The sequence below is a fragment of the Pseudomonas sp. GW822-FHT04H02 genome (genome assembly GCF_058800645.1).
This window is the reverse complement of record NZ_JBXAMM010000005.1, coordinates 480,998-502,108: the sequence shown is the minus strand read 5'-3', so window position 1 is coordinate 502,108 and position 21,111 is coordinate 480,998. Positions and strand designations below refer to the sequence as shown.

Sequence of the window (21,111 nt, the reverse complement as noted above, 5' to 3'; positions counted from 1 at the left end):
GGAAGAGTCATGCACTGTCAACCCAGATACAAAGGACAGGTTTACATCTGGTTAAAAAACAATCAGGCATGTTTATTGTGTGACGAACCCAGCGATTCGGCCCTGGCCCTGTGTGCTCCCTGCCTGGACGAGCTGCCCTGGCTCGGCGCCCAGTGTTCAGTCTGCGCCCTGCCCCTGCCTGGGCCCGGCCTCACCTGTGGCCAGTGCCTGCAAGAGCCGCCGGCGTTTCAGCGGGTGATCGCACCCTGGCGCTACGATTTCCCGGTGGACAGCCTGATCAGTCGTTTCAAGCACCATGAGAAATGGCCTTTTGGCCGGCTGATGGCCGAACTTCTCGGCCAGTTCCTCCACTATCGCTTCGATGAAGGCCTGCCACGGCCTGATTGCCTGCTGCCGGTGCCACTGTCCCGCAGGCGGCTGCGCCAGCGCGGCTTCAATCAGGCAGGCATGCTGGCCCAGTGGCTGGGCGCTTCGTTGCAATTGGTGGTGCAACCCAAGCTCCTCCTGCGCACCCAAGACACCCCCGCCCAGCAGGGCCTGGATGCCCGGGCCCGTCAGCGCAACCTGCGCCAGGCCTTCGCCCTTGCAGATCAGGCCCAGGTTGCAGGACGACACCTGGCCCTGGTGGACGATGTCCTGACCACCGGCGCCACCGCCCAGGCCCTGGCCCGTTTGCTGATCAACGCCGGTGCCCGTCGGGTGGATATCTACTGCCTGGCCAGGACCCCAAGCCCCGGCACCGGCGACTGACTTGACTCTCGTCGCCCAAGCCGCAAACTCCCAGTCCCACCCCAGTGTTCAAAGCGCCCCCGCCATGTCCTTGCCCACTCTGTTGACCCAGCACATCGTCCGCCGCCCGCAACGCATTGCCTTGCTGCAACACATCGCCGAACAAGGCTCCATCACCCGCGCGGCAAAAAGCGCCGGCCTGAGCTACAAGGCAGCCTGGGATGCCATCGACGAACTGAACAACCTGGCCCAGAGCCCGCTGGTGGAGCGCAGCGTCGGCGGCAAGGGCGGCGGCGGCGCCAAGCTGTCCGCCGAGGGCGAGCGGGTGCTGCGTCTTTACCAGCGCCTGCAAGCTCTGCAGGCCCAGGTACTGGAAGCAGCGGAAGACACCAGCGACCTCGACTTGCTCAGCCGCCTGATGCTGCGCACCAGCGCGCGCAATCAGTTGCATGGCAAGGTCCGGGCTGTCGAAAGCCAGGGCTGCAACGACCTGATCGTCCTGGAACTGCCCGAGGGCCTGCAACTCCAGGCGCAGATCACCCACGACAGCACCCTGCGCCTGGAACTGCTGCCGGGGACCGAAGTGGTGGCACTGATCAAGGCTGGCTGGCTGGACGTACAAGCTGCGGGCGCCCAAGTAACAACTGGACACAATTGCCTGAGGGGCACGATCGAGCAGATTCTCGACGCCGAGGACGGCCCCTGCGAGGTGCGAATTGCCCTGCCCAATGGTCAGACGTTGTGCGCCCTGGCCGAGCCGTTGCTGCTCAAGACCCTGGAGTTGAAGGAGTCCTCGACCGTCCAGGTGCAGTTCTCACCGTCCCACGTGCTGATCGGAACCCCGCTCTGACCAAGGCTCCACCGCCATTTCACTGCAACATATTCGTCATGGGGGCTCATTAAGGTGGCTGCAAAAACCTGCAGGGAGCCTGATATGAGCCTGTTACTAGAAGAAGACCAACCCACCGACCTGGAACAGCTGGTCGGCCTCAGCCGCCGCGGTTTCATCGGTGCCGGCGCCCTGTGCGGTGCAGCGCTGTTCCTGGGCGGCAACCTGTTGAGCCGCAGCGCCCTGGCCGCCAGCGTCAGCGCCGGCACCAGCCAGTTGCTGGGCTTTGCCGGCATCCCTGCCGCCACCAGCGACAGCATCACCTTGCCACCTGGCTACAAGTCCTCGGTACTGATCAGTTGGGGCCAGCCCCTGGCCAAGAACGGCCCGGCCTTCGACCCCAGCGGCAATGGCACCGCCCGGGCCCAGGAAGTGCAGTTTGGCGACAACAACGACGGCATGAGCCTGTTCGCCTTCCCGGACGACCGCCACCGCGCGCTGATGGCCATCAATAACGAATACACCAACTACCGCTACCTCTACCCCCATGGCGGCTTGCCGCAATCCGCCGAAGACGTGCGCAAGGCCCAGGCCAGCGAAGGCGTGTCGGTGATTGAAGTGCAGCGCAAGAATGGCCAGTGGCAGTTCGTCCAGGGCTCACGCTACAACCGACGGATCCACGGCAACACGCCGATCCGCCTGAGTGGCCCCGCAGCCGGTCACGATCTGCTCAAGACCAGCGCCGACCCCAAGGGCAGGAAAGTCCTCGGCACCTTCCAGAACTGCGCCAACGGCAAGACCCCATGGGGCACCTACCTGACCTGCGAAGAGAACTTCACCGACTGCTTCGGCAGCAGCAACGCCGAGCAGAAATTCGACGCCGCGCAGAAGCGCTACGGCGCCGTGGTGGCCAGCAAGGAGATCAACTGGCACCTGCACGATCCGCGGTTCGACCTGGCGAAGAACCCCAACGAACTCAACCGTCACGGCTGGGTGGTGGAAATCGATCCGTTCGACCCGCAATCGACCCCGGTCAAGCGCACCGCCCTGGGTCGCTTCAAGCACGAAAACGCCGCCCTGGCCGAAACCCGCGACGGCCGCGCCGTGGTCTACATGGGCGACGACGAGCGTGGCGAATTCATCTACAAGTTCATCAGCCGCGACAAGATCAACCACCGCAACCCCAAGGCCAACCGCGACCTGCTGGACCACGGCACCCTGTACGTGGCGCGCTTCGATGCCGGCGACGGCAACCCGGACCACCCCAAGGGCCAGGGCCAGTGGATCGAGCTGACCCACGGCAAGAACGGCATCGACGCCAGCAGCGGCTTCGCCGACCAGGCCCAGGTGCTGATCCAGGCTCGCCTGGCCGCCAGCGTGGTCCAGGCCACGCGCATGGACCGCCCGGAATGGATAGTGGTCAGCCCCAAGGACGGCCAGGTCTATTGCACCCTGACCAACAACTCCAAGCGTGGCGAGGACGGCCAGCCGGTAGGCGGCCCCAACCCGCGGGAGAAGAACGTCTACGGGCAGATCCTGCGCTGGCGCACCGGCGGCGACGACCATGGTGCCATGAGTTTTTCCTGGGACCTGTTCGTAGTGGCCGGCAACCCGGGGGTGCACGCCGGCCAACCTAAGGGTGGGTCGTCCAACATCACCCCGCAGAATATGTTCAACAGCCCCGACGGGCTGGGTTTCGACAAGGCCGGGCGCCTGTGGATCCTCACCGACGGCGACTACAGCAACAGCGGCGACTTCGCCGGCATGGGCAACAACCAGATGCTCTGCGCCGACCCGGACAGCGGTGAGATCCGCCGTTTCATGGTCGGGCCGGTGGGTTGCGAAGTCACCGGCATCGCCTTCGCCCCGGACCAGAAGACCCTGTTCGTGGGTATCCAGCACCCTGGGGAAAACGGCGGTTCGACATTCCCCGAACACCTGCCCAACGGCAAGCCACGCTCCTCGGTCATGGCCATCACCCGGGAAGACGGCGGCGTCATCGGCGCCTGACCCCGCCTCGCGCCCAGCCGGCTTCTGCACCCGCAGGAACCGGCTGGGCGGCGAACCCGACGCACGGCCGAACCACCGGCAAACCCTCCCCCGCTGGCTCCCCGTCTGCGTTACCATGCTTGGCCGGACGCGGCAGCCTGCTGCGCGCAGGAGTAAGCATGTCGCACCCGTTTGAAACACTGACCCCCGATCTGGTCCTGGACGCCGTTGAAAGCATCGGCTTTCTCAGCGACGCCCGCGTGCTGGCGCTCAACAGCTACGAAAATCGCGTCTATCAAGTCGGCATCGACGAAAGCGAGCCACTGATCGCCAAGTTCTACCGGCCCCAGCGCTGGACCAACGAAGCGATCCTGGAAGAGCACCGCTTCACCTTCGAACTCGCCGAATGCGACGTGCCGGTGGTGGCGCCGATCATTCATGACGGCGCCAGCCTGTTCGAACACGCGGGCTTTCGTTTCGCCCTGTTTCCCCGCCGCGGCGGCCGCGCCCCGGAGCCAGGCAACCTGGACCAGCTCTACCGTCTCGGCCAGTTGTTGGGCCGCCTGCACGCGGTGGGTGCCACCCGCCCGTTCGAACACCGCGAAGCCCTGGGGGTGAAGAACTTCGGTCACGATTCCCTGGCAACCCTGCTGCAGGGCAACTTCATCCCCAAGAGCCTGCTGCCAGCCTACGAGTCGGTGGCCCGGGACCTGCTCAAGCGGGTGGAAGAGGTCTACCAGGCCACGCCACACCAGAACATCCGGATGCACGGCGACTGCCACCCCGGCAACATGATGTGCCGCGACGAGATGTTCCATATCGTCGACCTGGATGACTGCCGCATGGGCCCGGCGGTGCAGGACCTGTGGATGATGCTCGCCGGCGACCGCCAGGAATGCCTGGGCCAGTTGTCCGAGTTGATGGATGGCTACAGCGAGTTCCATGATTTCGACCCGCGGGAGCTGGCCCTGATCGAACCACTGCGAGCCTTGCGCCTGATGCACTACAGCGCCTGGCTGGCACGACGCTGGGACGACCCGGCGTTCCCCCACAGTTTCCCCTGGTTCGGCAGCGAACGTTATTGGGGCGATCAGGTGCTGGCCTTGCGCGAACAGCTGGCGGCCCTCAACGAAGAACCCCTCAAGCTGTTCTGACCCGACCTGCAGGAGCTGGCTTGCCAGCGAAGGGGGCCCGAGAAACCGCCTTCGCCGACAAGCCGGTACCCACACAAGGGCGCCAGCTGTAGGAGCTGGCTTGCCAGCGAAAGGGCCCGAGAGATTGCCCTCGTCGGCAAGCCGGCGTCCACAGTGGGCGGCGGGGTAAAAGTCAGGACAGGTCTAGACAATTGTCCTTACAATTGCGGCTTTGTTAGCTGCCTAAGCAAGGATTCTGCATGCAAGCCGCCAACCCGCGCCGCGGGTACATCCTGGGTCTGACCGCCTACATCATCTGGGGTCTGTTCCCGCTCTATTTCAAAGCTATCGCCAGCGTTCCCGCGGTCGAGATCATCATCCACCGGGTGCTCTGGTCGGCGCTGTTCGGCGCCCTGCTGCTGATGGTGTGGAAGCACCCCGGCTGGTGGCGCGAACTGCGGGACAACCCCAGGCGCCTGGCGATCCTGGCCCTGAGCGGCACCCTGATCGCCGCCAACTGGCTGACCTACGTCTGGTCGGTGAACAACGGGCGCATGCTCGAAGCCAGCCTGGGCTACTACATCAACCCACTGGTCAACGTGCTGCTGGGCATGCTGATTCTTGGCGAACGCCTGCGGCGCATGCAGTGGCTGGCGGTAATCCTGGCGGCGGTGGGCGTGGCCCAGCAAGTGTGGCAGGTAGGCAGCCTGCCCTGGGTCTCGCTGATGCTGGCGCTGAGCTTCGGCTTCTACGGGCTGATCCGCAAGCAGGCGCCGGTCAAGGCCCTGCCCGGCCTGGTGGTGGAAACCTGGATGCTGGTGCCCATCGCTCTGGGTTGGCTGCTGCTGCACCCCGATGCCAGCAGTGCCCATGCCGAGTTCTGGAGCAGTTCCCAGGCCTGGTGGCTGGTGGCTGCCGGCCCGGTGACCCTGGTACCTCTGGTGTGCTTCAACGCTGCCGCGCGGGACCTGCCCTACACCACCCTGGGTTTCCTCCAGTACCTGGCTCCCACCCTGGTGCTGCTGCAGGCCGTGCTGCTGTTCGACGAGCACCTGTCCTCCAGCACCCTGCTGGCCTTCATGTTTATCTGGGCCGGCCTGGCGGTATACAGCGTGGATGCCTGGCTCAGCCTGCGCGGGCGTCGCTGATCAATAAACGCACAAAGCCCTGCAGGCCACGTTCTTCGTGGCTTGCAGCGGTTCTTCCCAAGGTTATCCACAACCTGATCCCCGTCCTTTGTGCACAAGCCCTTGAAACTGCTGGTTTTTTGATCAACTGGCGCAACGCCGCGCTGGCTCTGGGCCAGGGCCTGGTCTCTACAGGTTATCCACAGGCACATGCACGGTTTACTGGGATAACCCTCACAAGGCTCAGGGCTCGCTGCGCAGGACCAATTCCACCATCAAGTCGTCCGCCAGGGTTTCCAGGCGCGCCTGCAGCACTTCCAGGGACAGGGTCAGGGGCACCGCAAGGATCGCCTCGGCGTGGAACAGCGGCTCGCTGCTCATGGGCGCTGGGCGCACCTCGGTCACCAAGCGCTCCAGGTTCACCCCCTGCTCGGCCAGCAGCCGGGTGATGTCGCGCACGATTCCCGGGCGGTCGTTGCCCACCAGTTCCATGGCGATGGGTTTCCAGGTGCAGGACTGCTCCACGCCGCTTTCGGCGATCAACACGCGAATGCCCTGGGCCGACAAGCCTTGCAGGGCATCCACCAGTTCATCGTAGGCTTCGGCCGGCACTGCCACCCGCAGGATCCCGGCGAACTGCCCGGCCATGCGTGACAGGCGGCTTTCCAGCCAGTTGCCGCCATGCTCGGCGATGCACTGGGCAATGCGCTCGACCTGGCCGGCCTTGTCCGGGGCGAATACCGTGAGAACGAGATGGTCCATGGCGCAGCCCTCTTTGAGCAATGAAAGATCCAGTATAGGCAGCCTCATTCCCCGCGCCTTCCAGCCCATAGCAGCCGGCTCCTACGAGGGTGCGCAAGGCAAAACACAAATCGTGTACAACTTTTTGTATTTATATGGAACAATCCACCGGCTTTTTGAGAACATCGCATCCCCCTGCGTGACCGCACTGCACTTTAAAGTCGCGGAACGACGCTTTTAGTCTAATTTTCACAACCGCAGTTCATCATGTAGTATGCCGCAGCGCGCACTACATAACGTTGGAACGATGTCCGCCAAGGCCTGATCGCAACCCCCGCAACAGCCCGTCAGCAAGGCTCCGCCGTTGATTGGAAGGACCCAGCCGCCAGCGATGGCATGTACTGGAGAACAGGGTTGTGCTTTAAATGGCCGCCGGCTTCATTGTTAATTTGAAGAGCTGAAAAGCGAAATAGCTGAGCAGAGTGAGGCAAGCAATGACTGAGCACGTTCAAGTCGGTGGCCTGCAGGTCGCCAGAGTCCTGTTCGACTTCGTGAACAACGAAGCCATTCCCGGTACCGGCCTCACCGCCGACTCGTTCTGGGCCGGTGCAGACAAGGTCATTCACGACCTGGCGCCGAAGAACAAAGCCCTACTCGCCAAACGCGATGACTTCCAGGCACGTATCGATGCCTGGCACCAGTCCCGTGCCGGCCAGGCGCATGACGCTGTGGCTTATAAAGCCTTCTTGCAAGACATCGGTTACCTGCTGCCAGAAGCGGCGGATTTCCAGGCCACGACGCAAAACGTCGATGAAGAGATCGCCCACATGGCCGGCCCGCAGCTGGTGGTGCCGGTGATGAATGCGCGCTTCGCCCTCAACGCTTCCAACGCTCGCTGGGGCTCGCTGTACGACGCCCTGTACGGCACCGATGCCATCAGCGAAGCCGATGGTGCGGAAAAAGGCAAAGGCTACAACAAGGTCCGCGGCGACAAGGTCATCGCCTTCGCCCGCGCCTTCCTCGATGAATCCGCGCCGCTGACTGCCGGCTCCCACGTGGACTCGGTGAGCTACAAGATCGTCGGCGGCAAGCTGGTGGTCGGCCTCAAGGGTGGCAGCAACAGCGGCCTGCGCAACGACGCGCAACTGATCGGCTACCAGGGCGACGCTGCGGCCCCTACCGCGATCCTGCTCAAGCACAACGGCCTGCACTTCGAGATCCAGATCGACGCCACAAGCCCGGTCGGCCAGACCGACGCCGCCGGGGTCAAGGACCTGCTGATGGAAGCGGCCCTGACCACCATCATGGACTGCGAAGACTCGGTCGCCGCAGTGGATGCCGACGACAAGGTGGTGATCTACCGCAACTGGCTCGGCCTGATGAAGGGCGACCTGGCGGAAGAAGTTTCCAAGGGTGGCAAGTCCTTCACCCGCACCATGAACGCCGATCGCGAATACACCGGGGTCAATGGCGAGCCGGTGAAACTGCACGGTCGTTCGCTGCTGTTCGTGCGCAACGTCGGCCACCTGATGACCATCGATGCGATCCTCGACAAGGATGGCAACGAAGTGCCGGAAGGCATCCTCGACGGCCTGGTCACCAGCCTGGCGTCGATCCACAACCTCAACGGCAACACGTCGCGCAAGAACAGCCGCACCGGCTCGATGTACATCGTCAAGCCGAAGATGCACGGCCCCGAAGAAGCGGCGTTCACCAACGAGCTGTTCGGCCGCATCGAAGAGGTGCTGAACCTGCCGCGCAACACCCTGAAAGTCGGGATCATGGACGAGGAGCGCCGCACCACGGTCAACCTCAAGGCCTGCATCAAGGCGGCCAGCGAGCGCGTGGTGTTCATCAACACCGGCTTCCTCGACCGCACCGGCGACGAAATCCACACCTCCATGGAAGCCGGCGCCATGGTGCGCAAGGCCGACATGAAAGCCGAGAAATGGATCGGCGCCTACGAGAACTGGAACGTCGATATCGGCCTGAGCACCGGCCTGCAAGGTCGCGCGCAAATCGGCAAGGGCATGTGGGCGATGCCGGACCTGATGGCAGCGATGCTCGAACAGAAAATCGCTCACCCACTGGCCGGTGCCAACACTGCCTGGGTTCCATCCCCGACCGCCGCTGCGCTGCACGCGCTGCACTATCACAAGGTCGACGTATTCGCCCGCCAGGCCGAACTGGCCAAGCGTGCCCGCGCCTCGGTGGATGACATCCTGACCATCCCGCTGGCGGTCAACCCGAGCTGGACGCCGGAGCAGATCAAGAACGAACTGGACAACAACGCCCAGGGCATTCTCGGTTACGTGGTGCGCTGGATCGACCAGGGCGTGGGCTGTTCGAAAGTGCCGGACATCAATGACGTCGGCCTGATGGAAGACCGCGCCACCCTGCGTATCTCCAGCCAGCACATCGCCAACTGGCTGCGCCACGGCGTGGTCACCCAGGAGCAGGTGCTGGAAAGCCTCAAGCGCATGGCTCCGGTGGTTGACCGGCAGAACGCCAGCGACCCGCTGTACCGTCCCCTGGCACCAGACTTCGACAGCAACATCGCCTTCCAGGCCGCCCTGGAACTGGTGATCGAAGGCACCAAGCAGCCAAACGGCTACACCGAGCCGGTCCTGCACCGCCGGCGTCGCGAGTTCAAGGCCAAGAACGGTCTGTAAGCCCGCGTAACCAGCAGTAATTAAAAAAGCCCCGGTCGCAAGGCCGGGGCTTTTTTTCGCCTGTGTGGCAAGGGATCGGCTAGAGCACCACGCCCAGCTCGTGCTTGACCAGGGCCAGCAGCTTGGTGGTGTCGATCGGCTTGAGCAGGAAGTCCACCACGCTCAGGTGCATGGCGGCGATGGCATCGCGGACATCGGCGTCGCCGGAAATGATGATGATCGGCAGCGCCGCCCGCTCCGATTCACGCACCTGGCGGATCAGGTCCAGGCCATTGCAGGGCGCCATGCGCAGATCGGTGATCAACAGGCCGATGGATTTATTCGATTCAAGCAACTCAAGTGCGGCCTTGCCACTGGCCGCCGTGATGCAACGGATGCCATCCAGGCCAAGAATCTCCGCAAGCAGCTCCCGTGCATCCTTGTCGTCATCGGCGATCAGCACCCGCTGGGGCGGCAGATCCGGTTCCAGCATGACCGCACTCAGGGCCTCGCGCTCGGCGTCACTCAAAATATCGTGGTCGGGCATACATTTCTCTACATGAACAGATCAATCCCCTAGCACAGTGGTCAGACATCGCTAAGCAGGCCTCCAATGTGCACTTCGTCGGAAAAATTGCCAAGAGTCTTGATCAGAGCTTTTTCGCATTGATTGCCGACGCTTCAAAGCCAAATGTCCGGCCCCTAGGGCGCTACCTAGACTTACGTCCAATGGGCACCCCAGACGTTGCAGCCGACCATGCCGTGATCCGACCACAACAAATCCAAAAAGACTGCGGTAATCGTTATGAGTAAAGCGGACGCCTTCACCCAGGCCGGGAAGACCGCGGTGTTGCAGAACATCCAGGGGACCGTGCAGTTCCTGCAACGGTTCCCGCCGTTCAACCAGATGGAGCAGCTGCATCTGGCCTACCTGGTAGAACAATGCCAACTGCGCTTCTACGGCCCCGGCGACAGCATCATCAAGCCGGCCGACGGCCCGGTTGAGCACTTCTATATCGTCAAGCAGGGCCGCGTGGTGGGCGAACGCACACACGCCGCCAAGGGCAGCACCGAGACCACCTTCGAAATCACTTCCGGCGAGTGTTTCCCCCTGGCCGCGCTGCTGGGCGAGCGCGCGACCCGCACCGAGCATCGCGCCGCCGAAGATACGTTCTGCCTGCAACTGAACAAGGGCGCTTTCATCAAGCTGTTCGCCCTGTCCGCGGAGTTTCGCGACTTCGCCCTGCGTGGAGTCAGCAGCCTGCTGGACCAGGTCAACCAGCAAGTCAAACAGAAAGCCGTGGAAACCCTCGGCACCCAGTATTCCCTGAACACCCGCCTGGGCGAGCTGGCCATGCGTCATCCGGTGGCCTGTTCACCGCAGACGCCGCTGCGCGAAGCCGTGGCGCTGATGCATGAGCAGCAGGTCGGCAGCATCGTCGTGGTGGACGAACGCAAGGCCCCGCTGGGGATCTTCACCCTGCGCGACCTGCGCCAGGTGGTGGCCGACGGCACCCAGGACCTCAACCAGCCCATCGAACAGCACATGACCCAGGCGCCGTTCTTCCTCAGCCCGGACCACAGCGCCTTCGACGCCGCCATCGCCATGACCGAGCGGCACATCGCCCACGTCTGCCTGGTGAAAGAACAGCGCCTGTGCGGGGTGGTTTCCGAGCGCGATCTGTTTTCCCTGCAGCGGGTCGACCTGGTGCACCTGGCGCGGACCATCCGCAACGCGCCCCGGGTCGAACACCTGGTGGCGCTGCGGGGCGAGATCGGCCAGTTGGTGGAGCGCATGCTGGCCCACGGCGCCTCCTCGACCCAGATCACCCATATCATCACCCTGCTCAACGATCACACCGTGTGCCGGGTCATCGAGCTGACCCTGGCCGACAAGGGCGACCCCGGCGTGCCTTTCAGCTGGCTGTGCTTTGGCAGTGAAGGCCGACGCGAACAGACCCTGCACACCGACCAGGACAACGGCATCCTGTTCGAGGCCCGGGACGCGGCCCACGCGGCAGAAATCCGCGGCAAGCTGCTACCCATCGCCCAGCAGATCAACCAGAGCCTGGCCATGTGCGGTTTCACCCTGTGCAAGGGCAACATCATGGCCGGCAACCCCGAGCTGTGCCTGTCCCGTGCTGAATGGGCCAGGCGCTTCGCGGCCTTCATCCGCGAGGCCACCCCGGAAAACCTGCTGGGTTCGAGCATCTATTTCGACCTGCGGGTGGTCTGGGGCGATGAACAGAGCGCCGAACAACTGCGTCGGGGCATCCTCGACCAGGTGGCGGACAACCGTCTGTTCCAACGCATGATGGCGGAAAACGCCCTGCGCCAGCGCCCGCCCGTGGGGCGTTTTCGCGAGTTCGTGCTGGCCAGGAAAAATGGCGAAAAGGCCACCCTGGACCTCAAGGTCCAGGGCCTCACCCCCTTCGTCGACGGTGCCCGGTTGCTGGCCCTGGCCAACGGCATCGGCGCGATCAATACCCTGGAGCGCCTGCGCCAGCTGGTGTCCAAACAAGTGATCGAGCCCCTGGACGGCGCCGCCTATGAAGAGGCCTATCACTTCATCCAGCAGACCCGCATGCAGCAGCACCAGCGCCAGACCCGGGAGAACCAGCCCTATTCCAACCGGGTCGACCCGGACAGCCTGAACCACCTGGACCGGCGCATCCTGCGTGAATCCCTGCGCCAGGCCCAGCGCCTGCAAAGCAGCCTGGCCTTGCGGTACCAGCTATGAGCCTGTTTGCCTGGTTCCGCCCCGCAGTCAGCCTGCTGAGTGCCGAGCAGCAACAGCGTCGCGATCGGCTACCGGCCTTCACCGAGCTGAATGAAAGCAGCCTGCGAGAGCAGCGCTGGGTAGTGGTGGACGTGGAAACCACCGGCCTCAACCTCAACCGCGACCAGGTGCTGTCCATTGGCGCGGTGGTGATCGAAGACGGTGCCATCGACTTCAGCCAGCAGTTCGAGCGCACCCTGCAACGCGAGGGCCACAAGCTCAGCCCCAGCGTACTGATCCACGGCCTGGGTCCCAGCGCCATCGCCGCCGGCTGTGATCCGGTGGAGGCCCTGCTGGATTTCATGGAGTTCGTCGGCGACAGCCCGCTGCTGGCCTTTCATGCCCCGTTCGACCAGCACATGCTCGGCCGGGCGCTGAAGGACAGCCTGGGCTACCGCCTGCAACACAGCTTCCTCGATGTGGCGGACATGGCGCCGCTGCTGTGCCCCCAGGCCCAGATCCGCGAAGCCGGGCTGGACGACTGGGTGCGCTGGTTCAACCTGCAAGTGGTGGAGCGGCATAACGCGGCGGCCGATGCCCTGGCCACCGCGGAGCTGGCGCTGATCCTGTTCAACCGCGCCCGCCAGCAGCAGATCCACAGCCCGCTGAACCTGCAACAGCGCCTGGGCCAGTGGAAACGCCGGCAGCAGGCCCCTTCGTTTTGAGCAGCCGCACTGTGGCGAGGGAGCTTGCTCCCGCTCGGCCGCGCCGCGGCCGTAGAACCTGAGTCCTGGATCTAACAGATACAACGCCTTGGGCGTGCTGCGCACGCCAACGGGAGCCAGTTCCCTCGACACAACTGGTTCCTTGTCTTGGGCACCCGCCCTCTTCAGCCACAAGGCAGCCGACCAGCGTCAATTGCGCCACTGTTTCGCCTCTGCCACAATCGCGAATAATTCTCGTTAGTTTAAACTTCTCGATTGGTGAGTTCCGTTGTCGTCAGTCCAAAGCCCTCACAATGAGCTGGTTGGTGCGTTGTATCGCGACCATCGTGGTTGGCTGTTGGCCTGGCTACGGCGCAACGTTGCCTGCAGCCAGCGGGCCGAGGACCTGAGCCAGGACACCTTCGTGCGCCTGCTGGGCCGCGACGAACTCAAGGCGCCCCGGGAGCCGCGGGCGTTTCTGGTGGCCATCGCCAAGGGCCTGCTGTTCGACTATTTCCGGCGCGCCGCGCTGGAACAGGCTTACCTCAGCGAACTGATGCTGATCCCCGAAGGCGAACAACCGTCGCCCGAAGAACAGCAGATGATCCTCGAAGACCTCAAGGCCATCGACCGCCTGCTGGGCAAGCTCTCCAGCAAGGCGCGCATGGCCTTCCTCTATAACCGCCTCGACGGCCTGAGCCACGCCGAGATCGCCGAACGCCTGGGGGTCTCGGTGCCAAGGGTGCGCCAATACCTGGCCCAGGGCATCCGCCAGTGCTACATCGCCCTGTACGGGGAGCCGCTATGACCCCCATGAGTTCCAAGCCGGTGTCGGCCCAGGTGCTGGATGCCGCCATCGCCTGGCAGCTGTCGCTGGATGGCGGCGCCAGTGCCGTGGAGCGCGAAGAGTTTGCCAAGTGGCACGCTGCCCATGAAGAACACGCCCGCGCCTGGCGCCAGCTGGGCATGCTCGACCAGCGCTTTGGCGTGGCCACCGGCCCGGCCCGCAACGCCTTGCTGCAATCGCGCGAAGGCTTGCGCCGGCGGGTACGCAAGCTGGGTCGCGGGGTCGCCAGCGTCGTGCTGTTCGGCGGCCTGGCGCTGTTTGCCGGGGAACGCTACCTGCCGATGGACTACTGGCTGGCAGACCAGCGCACCGCCACCGGCGAGCAGCGCACCCTGCGCCTGGCCGACGGCACGGTGATCAACCTCAATACCCACAGTGCGCTGGATGTGCGCTTCGACGAGAAGCAGCGGCGGATCGTGCTTCAGGAAGGCGAGATCCTGATCGAGACCGGGCACAACGACAGCCGGCCGTTCATCGTCGAAACCCGCGACGGCCGTATGCGCGCCCTGGGCACGCGGTTCCTGGTCAAGCGCGAGGACCAGGGCACCCGCCTCGGGGTGCTGCAATCGGCGGTGGCGGCGCGGCCGCAAGCCGGTCAGGACGAGCAAGTGTTCAAGGAAGGCCAGCAAGTGCTGATGCGCCGCGATGGCCTCGGCCCGCTGCAGGCCCTGAACCTGGGGGCCGACGCCTGGACCCGGGGCATGCTGGTGGTGGACAACGCCCGGCTCGGTGACCTGATCGATGAGCTGGGCCGTTACCGCCGTGGTCACCTGGGCGTCGCACCGGAACTGGCCGACCTGCGGATCACCGGCAGTTTCCCGTTGCATGACACGGACCTCGCGCTCAATGCCCTGCTGCCGACCCTGCCGGTGAAGATCGAACGGCACACCCCCTGGTGGGTGACGGTGGTGGCCAAGGCCGACGCCAAGCACTGAGGTCGGTGTCGCAGCCTTCGCCGGCAAGCTGGCTCCTGCACCGATCCCGTAGGAGCTGGCTTGCCGGCGAATTAGCCTCAATCAGTCTAAATCTAAATTATTTTCAATCCGCCCTATCACTTTTCCAATCTCGTCCGGCACCTAGGCAATTGCGAAACATTTCCATTCAGGAGCCGCCGTATGTCCCGCCCGCTAGACACCCTGTTGCGCCCCAGTCTCTTGGCCGTTGCCATCGCCCTCTGCGCCCCCCTGGCCAGCCCGGCGCTGATGGCTGCCGAACAGTCCACCAGCGTGCGCGCCTACAACCTGCCGGCCGCACCGCTGGCCAGCACCCTGAACCAGATCGCCAGCCAGGCCGGCCTGGCCCTGAGCCTGAATCCATCCCTGGCGGCGGGCAAGACTTCGGCCCCGGTCAAGGGCCAGTTCGATGCGCCGGGCGCCCTGCGTGAGGCCCTGCGTGGCACCGGCCTGCAACTGGAGCACAGCAGCGCCGGCACCTACAGCCTGGTGGCGACACCGGAAGGCGTGGTGGCCTTGCCGCAAACCAATATCAGCGGCCAGAGCAGCTATGAAACGGCGTGGGGTCCAGTCGAGGGTTACATGGCCAAGCGCACTGCCGTCGGCACCAAGACCGATACCGAACTGCGTGAAGTGCCTCGATCCATCTCCGTCGCTACCCGTGAGCAGATGAGCGACCGTGCGGTACAGAACCTCGACGATGCCGTGCGCTACATGCCCGGCGTCACCGCCAGCAGCTACGGCAGCGACAGCCGCGCCGAGTGGCTGAAGGTGCGGGGCTTCGAACCCACCCAGTTCCTCGATGGCCTGCCCCTGCCAAAGGGCACCTACACCATGCCCAAGCTGGAAACCTGGGACCTGGAGCGTGTAGCCCTGCTCCGCGGCCCGGCGTCCTCGGTCTACGGCCAGACACCACCCGGGGGCTTGCTGGACATGGTCAGCCGCCGCCCGGAAGACAGCAGCAGCCACGAAGTGCAACTGCAGATCGGCAGTTACCAGCGCAAGCAGATCAGCTTCGACAGCACCGGCCCCATCGATGACGAAGGGCGTTTCCTGTATCGCGTCAGCGGCGTGGTCCGCGACAGCAACACCGCCATCGAGCACAACCAGGACAAGCGTTACAACCTGGCCCCCAGCCTGACCTGGAACATTGACGAAGACACCAAGCTGACCTTCCTCAGCCAGTTCAATCGTGACGATACCGGCATCACCAGCCAGTTCCTGCCGTTGCAGGGCACCAAACTGGCGAGCCCGGCGGGCGAGATCAAGTACCACAAGAACCTTGGCGATCCGAGCTGGGAATACTACGACAAGACCTACTACGCACTGGGTTACGCCTTCGAGCACCGCCTGGATGACGTCTGGCAGTTCCGCCAGAACCTGCGCTACACCAAGAGCGATCTGTCGTTCCAGGGCATTACCGCCGGTGGCAGCTACTGGCCCAACAAGCCCGACCAGGCGGTGAGTGCCGACGGCACCGTGCGCCGTGGCGCCAACATCGTCAACGAGGACATCAGCCAGTTCGCCGTGGACAACAACTTCCAGGCCGACTTCGACACCGGCGAGCTCAAGCACACCCTGTTGCTGGGCCTGGACTACCAGCGCGTCAACACCAACTACAAGTGGCTGTACGGTGAAGCGCCAACCAGCAACATCATCAACCCGGTCTACGGTCAGGATTTCAGCAAAGTCGCCTACTTTGCCTACAACGACTACAACCAGAAGCGCCAGGGCACCGGCCTCTACGTCCAGGACCAGATGGCCCTGGACAACTGGCGCCTGACCCTGGGCGGGCGCCAGGACTGGCTGCACACCGAATCCCGGTTCTACAACATCGCCAACAAGCCCCACGATGAGCGCAACGACCAGGCCTTCACCGGCAACGCGGCCCTCAGCTACGTCTTCGATTCCGGCTTCACCCCTTACATCTCCTACGCCGAATCCTTCCAGGCCGAACCCGGCGGCAACGCCAAGGGCCAGGCCTTCGAGCCCAGCACCGGCAAGCAATACGAACTGGGCCTCAAGTACCAGCCTCCTGGCAGCGACATGCTGTTCACTGCCGCGGTGTACGACCTGACCCGGCAGAACATCGTCCTTACCGACAGCCTGGGTGTCAGCCGGCCCCTGGGGGAAGCCAAGGTCCGTGGTTTCGAGCTGGAAGCGGTGGGCAACGTCAATGAGAACCTCAAGCTGACGGCGGCCTATACCTATGCCAACAGCAAGATGACCAAGGTCGGCGACCCTCAGGACAAAAACCGCCCACTGCCATTGACCCCGGAGAACCAGGCCTCGATCTGGGCCGACTACACCTGGCACAACGGCTTGCTGGACGGCTTCGGCGTAGGCTTCGGCGCCCGCTATATCGGCGAGACCAACAACGTGCCGGCAGGCAACCTGGCCTATGTCGCGCGCAAATCCGACGGCGATACCGCGTCCTACACCGTGTATGACGCCGCGGTGCACTACGATCTCGGCCGCCTGGACAGCTCGCTCAAGGGCGCCAGCGTGGCCCTCAACGCCAACAACGTGTTCGACAAGGAATACATGTCGACCTGCGACGGCACCTACTGCTACTACGGCGACCGCCGCAACGTCATGGCCAGCGTGAATTACAAATTCTAAGAAGGGAAAACCCTCGCCGAAGGGCCGCCTGAACCGCGGCCCTTTTGCCATTGGAGCCTCGATGAAAAGCAAGACAATCCGCCGCTGGTCCTTTATCCACACCTGGACCAGCCTGATCTGCACGGTGTTCCTGCTGATGCTGGCGCTCACCGGCCTGCCGCTGATCTTCCACCACGAGATCGACCACCTGCTGGGGGATTCCCCCGAACTGCGGGAGATGCCTGCCGACACCCCGCACCTGGACCTTCAACAACTGGTCAAGGCCGCCGAGGCTCATCGCCCGGGTGAGGTCATGCAGTACTTCGGCTGGGACGAGGACGAACCCAATGGCGTGATGACCATCATGGCCAGGACCGCCGGCACCGAGCCCAACGCCTCCCACACCTTCATGCTCGACGCCCGCACCGGCGAGGCCGTGGCCATGCCCTCGGCCAATGGCGGGTTGATGATGGTCATGCTGCGCCTGCATGTGGACATGTTCGCCGGGCTGCCGGGCAAGCTGCTGCTGGCCTTCATGGGCATCCTCTTCGTGCTGGCGATCATCTCCGGCACGGTGCTCTACCTGCCGTTCATGCGCCGCCTGAAGTTCGCCACGGTGCGCCAGGACAAGTCCAGCCGCCTGCGCTGGCTCGACCTGCACAACCTGATCGGCGTGGTAACCCTGACCTGGGCCCTGGTGGTGGGCGTTACCGGCGTGATCAGCGCTTGTGCCGACCTGATCATCGCCGCCTGGCGCAACGACAGCCTCAGCGCCATGGTCGCGCCCTACCGCGACGCGCCGCCACTGACCTCACTGGCGCCGGCCAGCCGCCTGCTGGATATCGCCAGGGAAGCCGCCCCGGGCATGCAGCCGGACTTCATCGCCTTCCCCGGCACACGCTTTTCCAGCGAGCATCACTACGCGGTGTTCCTCAAGGGCAGCAGCCACCTGACTTCGCACCTGCTGACCCCGGTGCTGATCGACGCCAGTAGCCTGCAGGTCACCGCCGTGGCCGGGCGGCCCTGGTACATGGACGCCATGGGCATGTCCCAGCCGCTGCATTTCGGCGACTACGGCGGCATGCCGATGAAGGTGCTGTGGGCGGCGATGGACGTGCTGACCATCATTGTCCTGGGCAGCGGCCTGTACCTGTGGCTAGCCCGCCGGCGAGCCGGCAAGTCGATGCCGCAGGTGCGCCCATGAAACCCCGGCAATCGAACTTCTGGAAGGTCTTCGCCGCGCCCCTGGGCATTGGCCTGCTCTGCGCCGCCGGGTTGTTCGCGGCGCTACTGGGAGACGGGGCCTGGGACAGCCTGAGCTGGCTGGGCCTGGGCCTACCGACGCTGATCGCCCTGCGCGGCCTGTTGCGGCGCAAGCCGGCGGCCTGAACCTGGCGCCGGGAAACCACGCCACAGGTACATCGAGAGCCCGAGGCCGATCAGCATCACCGGGATGAACAGGCGATTTTCCAGCAGCGCCTCGATGGCCACCAGCACGCTGAACAACGCCAGCCCCAGCAGCGGCACATAGCTGGCCGCCAGGCTCCAGCGCCAGGGCTGGGTCACCGGGTCGGGCCCGCGCCAGGCCAGCAGTGCGCAGCCCAGGCCCGGCAGGGCCAGTGCCGGCAGGGCCCAGTACCAGGCCATGTAGGCGAACGCTATGACCAGCTCCGGCTCCCCTTCACCCTTGCGGCGGAACTCGTATTGCAAGGCCAGATACACCGCCAGCGCGCCCAACAGGGTCAGGGCCAGGCTGTACAACCCGTGTAGAAGATAGGACCTGCGCACTCATCACTCCTCGTCTGTATCGCCAATCGCCCCTGTGGCCAATGCCACAGGCTGCGCTAAGATCCCCGGGCTGCGAGACTTCCACCCGCGAGGAATATTCATGTCCACCCCAAGCATGACGCTGTTCCACAACCCGGCATCACCTTACGTACGCAAAGTCATGGTGCTGCTGCATGAAACCGGGCAGTTGAACCGGGTCGCCCTGCAAGCCAGCCAGTTGAGCCCGGTAGCTCCGGACGCCGCGCTGAACCAGGACAACCCCCTGGGCAAGATCCCCGCCCTGCGCCTGGACAACGGCCAGGTGCTGTACGACAGCCGGGTAATCCTCGACTACCTGGACCAGCAGCACGTCGGCAACCCGCTGATCCCCCGGGACGGCTCGGCCCGCTGGCGGCGCCTGACGCTCGCGGCCCTGGCCGACGGGATCATGGACGCCTCGGTACTGGTGCGCTACGAGCTGGCCCTGCGTGCCCCGGAAAAACACTGGGAACAGTGGCTCGACGGCCAGCGCGACAAGATCCGCCGAGCCCTGGCGGTGCTGGAAGCCGAAGCGATTGCCGAACTGGCCAGCCACTTCGATATTGCCGCCATCAGCGTTGCCTGCGCCCTGGGCTACCTGGATTTCCGCCACCCCGACCTGGAATGGCGCCAGGACCATCCCCAGCTGGCCGCCTGGTACTTCGAGATCAGCCAGCGCCCGTCGATGCTGGCGACCCGGCCGCCGGTCTAATCGGTCAGGCGATCGGGCCTCTTCGCCGGCAAGCCGGCTCCTGCAGCACGGGGCATGGCTTGCTGGCGTACCAGCCACCAGGCATCGAGCGGAAACAACTGACCGATGCGCTGCGCCAGATGCTCCCGCTGGCGCTGATCCTCACGCAAACCCAATGACCTACTCATGGACGGCCTCCAGATCGAACTGCAAAGGCTGCGCTGCCTTGCGCTGGCCAATGCCATACCAGTCCAGCTTGCGGGTCAGCACCATGAACACGCCCAACAGCCCGAACAGCAGCAGCGAGCCCATCAGCAGCGCGTAATCCTCGGCGCTGAGCAGGCCATAGAGCAGGCCGTACAAAGCCGCCAGCGCGATCGCGAACAGCGCGCCGTTACGCCAGCTGTGCAGCACATGGCTGACATAGAAGCCGATCAGCCCCACACAGGCTGCCGCCGACACGCCATAGGCCAGCGCAAAGCCCAGGTGCTCCGATAGCGACAGCAGCAACAGGTAGAAGAACGCCAGGGCCACGCCCACCAACCCGTACTGGATCGGGTGCACCGACAGACTCTTGAGTACCTCGAAGAGAAAGAAGCCGGCGAAGGTCAGGCCGATGAACAGCAAGGCGTACTTGATGGCCCGGTCGCTCTTCAGGTACTGGTCCACCGGGTCGATGAAACTCACGCCGAAGCTGCGGCCGTTGAAGTCCTGGCATTGCGTGCCGAATGCGCAACGCTCCATGGCCTGTTCCAGGTTGGTGGAGAAGAACGAGGTCTGCCAGATGGCTGAAAAGCCCTGCTCGGTCACTTCACGCTGCACCGGCAGGTAGTTGCCGATAAAGCTCGGGTGCGGCCAGTTGGCCGTCAGCAGGACCTTGCTGGTCTTGCCCACCGGCAGCACCTGCAACTGGCCGGTACCCTGCAGGCGCAGGTCGAAGGCGAAATCCAGGCGGGTGTTCTTTTTCAGGTCCAGGGGCGGCAGCAGCACATGCACGCCTTCATCCAGCCAGCTGACGAAGGTGCCCGGGGCGAAGTCCAGGGTCTGGCCGTTGAGTTGCAGTTGCAGGGCGTTCTCGATGCCGCGGATATCGCTGATGCCCACCGCCAGGAAGGGCTGGTCGAACTGGTAGTCGGCAAAATCTTCCTTGATCCCGTATTGCTCGGGCACGGCGAAATGGCCGCTGATGTGGTTGTCGGCGTGGAACAGCCGAGCCTCGTAGATGCCCCGGGCACGCAGCTCGGTCTGGGCCTTGCCGTCCAGCTCGAAGTGTTCCGGCAGGAAGAACATGCGCCCTTGCTCCTCGCCGATTTCCTGATAGCGCTTCTTGGTCTTTTCGTCGGTCTTCCAGGTGCGCACGGTCTTGCGGTAATCCACCACCATCACCGGGCCGCGGATCTGCTGCTGGGTGCTGGAACTGCGGGCAATATCGTCGAGCACGCCGTCGCGCAGGCTCTGGCGCTCGCTGATCAGGCCGCTGATCATCAGCAGCGGTATCAGCAACAGCAGGATCAACAGGCCAATGGCCCCGAGTTTGAAGGTCAGGTTGCGGTTCATGAGGTTCTCCCGGTTCGAATGGGAGAGAGTCTGG

The 21,111-nt window shown here is 64.2% G+C and carries 19 protein-coding genes; 14 read left to right on the top strand and 5 right to left on the bottom strand.

What is annotated here, in order from left to right:
- Nucleotides 1-9: 9 nt before the first annotated feature.
- The 5 genes from AC1RMG_RS24255 (at nt 10) to rarD (ending at nt 5,828) form a co-directional block, all read left to right on the top strand.
- A complete protein-coding gene (locus AC1RMG_RS24255; RefSeq protein ID WP_262213855.1) occupies nt 10-750 on the top strand; it encodes a ComFC family protein in 741 nt (246 codons plus the stop codon).
- Between the two features lie 64 nt (nt 751-814).
- Nucleotides 815-1,579: a TOBE domain-containing protein gene (locus AC1RMG_RS24250; RefSeq protein WP_011063870.1), complete on the top strand. Its 765-nt coding sequence runs from the start codon at nt 815-817 to the stop codon at nt 1,577-1,579.
- Nucleotides 1,580-1,663: 84 nt separating this feature from the next.
- On the top strand, nt 1,664-3,568 hold the full coding sequence (locus AC1RMG_RS24245) for a PhoX family protein (RefSeq protein WP_019094533.1): 1,905 nt from the start codon (nt 1,664-1,666) through the stop codon (nt 3,566-3,568).
- 158 nt (nt 3,569-3,726) lie between these two features.
- Entirely contained in the window at nt 3,727-4,701 is a 975-nt protein-coding gene (locus AC1RMG_RS24240) for a serine/threonine protein kinase (RefSeq protein WP_011063872.1), read from the top strand.
- Between the two features lie 239 nt (nt 4,702-4,940).
- Nucleotides 4,941-5,828, top strand: coding sequence for an EamA family transporter RarD (gene rarD / locus AC1RMG_RS24235; protein WP_011063873.1), 888 nt, complete (start codon nt 4,941-4,943; stop codon nt 5,826-5,828).
- A 222-nt stretch (nt 5,829-6,050) separates the two neighbouring features.
- Here the strand turns inward: rarD and AC1RMG_RS24230 are convergent, their stop codons facing one another.
- Nucleotides 6,051-6,569, bottom strand: coding sequence for a glycine cleavage system transcriptional repressor (locus tag AC1RMG_RS24230; protein WP_011063874.1), 519 nt, complete (start codon nt 6,567-6,569; stop codon nt 6,051-6,053).
- 473 nt (nt 6,570-7,042) lie between these two features.
- Between AC1RMG_RS24230 and AC1RMG_RS24225 the strand changes: the two genes are divergently transcribed.
- Entirely contained in the window at nt 7,043-9,220 is a 2,178-nt protein-coding gene (locus AC1RMG_RS24225) for a malate synthase G (protein ID WP_011063875.1), read from the top strand.
- 79 nt (nt 9,221-9,299) lie between these two features.
- On the opposite strand, the gene AC1RMG_RS24220 is transcribed toward AC1RMG_RS24225, so the two are convergent.
- Nucleotides 9,300-9,746 carry a response regulator gene (locus tag AC1RMG_RS24220; protein WP_015637278.1) on the bottom strand — a complete coding sequence of 149 codons (447 nt, stop codon included), beginning with the start codon at nt 9,744-9,746 and terminating at the stop codon, nt 9,300-9,302.
- Nucleotides 9,747-10,004: 258 nt separating this feature from the next.
- Here AC1RMG_RS24220 and AC1RMG_RS24215 point away from each other — a divergent pair, with 258 nt between their 5' ends.
- From AC1RMG_RS24215 to AC1RMG_RS24185, 7 genes are all read left to right on the top strand, one after another.
- Nucleotides 10,005-11,939, top strand: a complete 1,935-nt coding sequence (locus AC1RMG_RS24215) for a putative nucleotidyltransferase substrate binding domain-containing protein (RefSeq protein ID WP_015637279.1) — start codon at nt 10,005-10,007, stop codon at nt 11,937-11,939.
- Complete coding sequence (locus AC1RMG_RS24210; RefSeq protein WP_065365120.1) at nt 11,936-12,643, top strand: 3'-5' exonuclease; 708 nt, start codon at nt 11,936-11,938, stop codon at nt 12,641-12,643. The genes AC1RMG_RS24215 and AC1RMG_RS24210 overlap by 4 nt, the downstream gene beginning before the upstream one ends.
- Nucleotides 12,644-12,911: 268 nt before the next feature.
- Nucleotides 12,912-13,430, top strand: a complete 519-nt coding sequence (locus AC1RMG_RS24205; protein WP_011063879.1) for an RNA polymerase sigma factor — start codon at nt 12,912-12,914, stop codon at nt 13,428-13,430.
- Nucleotides 13,427-14,404 (top strand): FecR domain-containing protein, encoded by a 978-nt coding sequence (locus AC1RMG_RS24200; RefSeq protein WP_493170416.1) that lies wholly within the window; start codon nt 13,427-13,429, stop codon nt 14,402-14,404. Before AC1RMG_RS24205 ends, AC1RMG_RS24200 begins: the two co-directional genes overlap by 4 nt.
- A 180-nt stretch (nt 14,405-14,584) precedes the next feature.
- Nucleotides 14,585-17,044: a TonB-dependent siderophore receptor gene (locus tag AC1RMG_RS24195; protein WP_077934888.1), complete on the top strand. Its 2,460-nt coding sequence runs from the start codon at nt 14,585-14,587 to the stop codon at nt 17,042-17,044.
- A 61-nt stretch (nt 17,045-17,105) separates the two neighbouring features.
- Nucleotides 17,106-18,227 carry a PepSY-associated TM helix domain-containing protein gene (locus AC1RMG_RS24190; RefSeq protein WP_053154262.1) on the top strand — a complete coding sequence of 374 codons (1,122 nt, stop codon included), beginning with the start codon at nt 17,106-17,108 and terminating at the stop codon, nt 18,225-18,227.
- Nucleotides 18,224-18,412 carry a hypothetical protein gene (locus AC1RMG_RS24185; protein WP_011063883.1) on the top strand — a complete coding sequence of 63 codons (189 nt, stop codon included), beginning with the start codon at nt 18,224-18,226 and terminating at the stop codon, nt 18,410-18,412. Before AC1RMG_RS24190 ends, AC1RMG_RS24185 begins: the two co-directional genes overlap by 4 nt.
- Here the strand turns inward: AC1RMG_RS24185 and AC1RMG_RS24180 are convergent.
- Entirely contained in the window at nt 18,359-18,811 is a 453-nt protein-coding gene (locus AC1RMG_RS24180; RefSeq protein WP_493170414.1) for a hypothetical protein, read from the bottom strand. The two genes, AC1RMG_RS24185 and AC1RMG_RS24180, sit on opposite strands and share 54 nt — an antisense overlap.
- 100 nt (nt 18,812-18,911) lie before the next feature.
- On the opposite strand from AC1RMG_RS24180, the gene AC1RMG_RS24175 reads away from it, so the two are divergent.
- Nucleotides 18,912-19,541, top strand: coding sequence for a glutathione S-transferase (locus AC1RMG_RS24175; protein ID WP_011063885.1), 630 nt, complete (start codon nt 18,912-18,914; stop codon nt 19,539-19,541).
- On the opposite strand, the gene AC1RMG_RS24170 is transcribed toward AC1RMG_RS24175, so the two are convergent.
- Together AC1RMG_RS24170 and creD are read right to left on the bottom strand one after the other, a co-directional pair.
- Entirely contained in the window at nt 19,538-19,708 is a 171-nt protein-coding gene (locus AC1RMG_RS24170) for a hypothetical protein (RefSeq protein ID WP_158267418.1), read from the bottom strand. The two genes, AC1RMG_RS24175 and AC1RMG_RS24170, sit on opposite strands and share 4 nt — an antisense overlap.
- Nucleotides 19,701-21,077, bottom strand: a complete 1,377-nt coding sequence (creD, locus tag AC1RMG_RS24165; protein ID WP_041120144.1) for a cell envelope integrity protein CreD — start codon at nt 21,075-21,077, stop codon at nt 19,701-19,703. Before creD ends, AC1RMG_RS24170 begins: the two co-directional genes overlap by 8 nt.
- Nucleotides 21,078-21,111: the final 34 nt, after the last annotated feature.